The organism is Patulibacter medicamentivorans, assembly GCF_000240225.1.
GTDB classification, from domain to species: domain Bacteria; phylum Actinomycetota; class Thermoleophilia; order Solirubrobacterales; family Solirubrobacteraceae; genus Patulibacter; species Patulibacter medicamentivorans.
Map to the genome: position 1 here is coordinate 1 of NZ_AGUD01000151.1, position 2,852 is coordinate 2,852.

Here is a 2,852-nt window from a genome sequence, read left to right on the forward strand (position 1 = left end):
GCCGCCTGACCTCCGGGACGCTCCGTCGCCCCGACCTGGCGCGCCGCGTCGGCGACCGGCTGGCGACGCTCGTCCAGCGCCATCCGGGCCTGCTCGGCGCGTCGCTGGCGTGGCGCGCGTCGGCCGCCGACCGCCGGCTGCTGGACGCCGGCGAGCGCGCGCAGATCGTCCAGGCCGCGCTCGAGGCGACCGAGCGCGGGATCGGGCCGTTCCTCGACGACCTCGGGCTGGTGCTGCGACCGTGGGGCTTCGAGCCGGAGAGCGTCGCCGGCGAGGTGCTGCTGGTCCACGGCGGCCAGGACGCGACCGTGCCGCCGGCCCACGCCCGCGACCTGGCTCGCCGGCTGCCGCGCGGGTCGCTGCGGCTGCTGGCCGGCGAGGGCCACTTCTTCTTCCGCGCCCGCTTCGGCGAGCTGCTCGGCCTGCTGCTGGAGCCGGCCGGCGGCTGAGCGCTACTGGAGCTTCGCGCAGCGCTGGAGCTTGGTGACGTCGCTGCCGGCGTCGGCCACGCACTGGTCGTAGGCGGTCCCGCCGGACGAGCTGCCGCTGGCCGATCCGCCGTCGCTCGACGAGGAGCCGGAGGAGGACGACGAGCCGCCGCTGCTGGACGAGGACCCGGTGCCCGAGGCCGAGCCGCCCTGGCCCTGCTGCAGCGCCGCGAGCGCGTCCTGCAGCTTCGGCGCGTTCTTCGGCTGCGTGACGGTGACCGGCTCGTTGATCCGGCTGAGCCCGAAGTCGAGCACGACCGCGCCGGTCTTCAGCTTCAGGTCGAGCTTCATCCGCCGCAGCTTGCCCGAGCCGTCCGCGGCCCAGATGTCGATCGCGGCCGAGCGGATGTCGCCCTGGAGCCGCTTGACCGTCGCCGTCACCTCCTTCGCCTGGCTGGCGCCGGTCGCCTGGCCGGCCCGCGAGAGCAGCTTGACCAGGTCGTCGCCCAGCCGCTGCTGGTCGACGCCGGCCTTGACGTGGGTGACGTCCTCGCCGGCGAGCTGCTCGTCGCCGACCGTCTTCGGGTCCTTCAGCCACGAGCGCGGATCGATCCCCAGCGACTTGAACGAGAGCCCGGAGCCCTTGCCCTTCTGCTGGTCGTCCTTGAGCCCGTCGACGACGTCGTTGCCGACCAGGAACGGCTGGCCGCCGAGCTTGACGTAGGTCGCGCCGCCGGCCGACAGCAGGCCGATCTGCGCGTCCGAGGACCCGCCGGCGGCCCCGCCGAGATCGACCGCGAAGTCGAACTTGGTGCTCTTGCCGTCGCTGGCGTAGGGCCCCTTGAGCCCGATCTTCAGCGGTCCCGAGTCGCCGGCCGCCGCGCCGGTCACGTCGAGCTTGACGTCGACCGTGGCGCTCTTGATCGACTCGCCCTTGCCGAACGCCCGCGCGACGACGTCGGAGGCGGACTCCGATCCGCCGCAGCCGGTCAGTGCCGCGAGCAGCGCGAGCAGCAGCGCCAGCGCGAACGGCGTGGCGGAACGACGGAACGTGAGTGCGGTCATCGGTTCGGGGCCGGCAGCGCGGTCTGGAGACGGTCGGTCCGCCAAGGCGATGGGCGGGAACCTGCGCGCGCCGGAAGGCGGCGAGCCTACCATCGGTCGGGTGCCCGCCCCGACGATTCTTCGGAGCCGAGCGGCACGGCTGCTCGTCCTCCTCCTGGCCCTGACGCTCGCCGCGACCGCCCTCGCCGGCTCGGCGACGACGCCGCTCGGCGTCGCGCCGGCCGCCGCCGCCACGAAGAAGAAGCCGAAGAAGCCGCGGTACACGGTCGAGGGCGAGCTGCGGAAGCTGCGCAGCGCCAGGGCGATCTCGCTCGCGGACTACCGGGCCTGGCGCGCCCTCTACCGCGACGCGCGGGCCAAGGCCAAGCGGCTGCGCAAGGGCACCGCCCGCAACGAGCTCGAGGGCGTGATCCGCAACACCGAGCAGATGGCGGCCAAGCGCCGGATCGACGCCTCGCTGGCCCCGAGCGTCTTCCTGACCCTGCAGGTCAACCGCGACTGGTGGACCGGGGCGGGCGGGCGGAGCATCCCCGCGGTCGGCTCGCGGCCGGTCGTCCCGGGCAGCCCGCTGACCTGGCAGTACTACTGGGGCGAGGGCCTCCAGATCCAGTGGCTCGGCACCTTCGGCACCGCCAACGCCCTCGCCACCACCAAGGCGCCGGAGAAGCTCGAGCAGCTGCGGGCGATCGAGGACGAGGCGCTGCGCCTGGCCTCGCGCCGGGCCGGCGGCCCCGCCTGGCAGTACCTCTTCGACTTCGGCGGCGGGGCGCCGCCGTGGGGCTCGGGGATGGCCCAGGTGACCGCGATGCAGTCGCTGGTGCGCACGAGCGAGCGGACCGGCGATCCCAAGTACCGGGACACCGCGCTGCAGGCCGTCGCGCTGCTGCGCCGCTCGCCGACCAGCGGCGCGCGCCTGAAGCGCCCGGCCGGCGACCACATCCTGCTCTACACCTTCAGCCGCGCCCGGGTCCTCAACGCCTTCACCCAGGCGGTCTCCGGGCTCCACGAGATCGCCGCCAAGACCGGCGACCCGAAGGTCTCGGCCGGCTACGTCCGCGCCGAGCGCGAGCTGCGCGCCGAGCTGAAGGACTACGACACCGGCCGCTGGTCGCTCTACCAGCTGGGCGGGGCCAACGCGACCGTCAGCTATCACACGCTCTCGCGCGATCTGCTGCGCGGGCTCTGCAAGGCCCTCGACGCCGACGCGCTGGCCTACGCCGGCGGCCAGCCGGTCGCCGGGGCCGGCCCGCCGGCGCCGGCCAAGCCCTACTGCGACGCGGCCGTGCGCTTCACGAACTACCTGGCGTCCTCGCCCGCCGGGCCCCGCGCGACGGCGCGCAGCGCCGCCGGCCGCGGCGC

The 2,852-nt window shown here is 74.9% G+C and carries 3 protein-coding genes; 2 read left to right on the forward strand and 1 reads right to left on the reverse strand.

Annotated elements, in window-relative coordinates; all coding sequences use genetic code 11:
• Nucleotides 1-449 (forward strand): alpha/beta fold hydrolase (locus tag PAI11_RS27075; RefSeq protein WP_040599821.1); only part of this gene is annotated, 449 nt, incomplete at its 5' end.
• A 3-nt stretch (nucleotides 450-452) separates the two neighbouring features.
• Here the strand turns inward: PAI11_RS27075 and PAI11_RS10595 are convergent.
• Nucleotides 453-1,493 (reverse strand): LolA-like protein, encoded by a 1,041-nt coding sequence (locus PAI11_RS10595; protein ID WP_007574172.1) that lies wholly within the window; start codon nucleotides 1,491-1,493, stop codon nucleotides 453-455.
• A 100-nt stretch (nucleotides 1,494-1,593) separates the two neighbouring features.
• Between PAI11_RS10595 and PAI11_RS10600 the strand changes: the two genes are divergently transcribed.
• The coding region (locus PAI11_RS10600; protein WP_040599823.1) for a D-glucuronyl C5-epimerase family protein at nucleotides 1,594-2,852 on the forward strand (1,259 nt) is incomplete at its 3' end.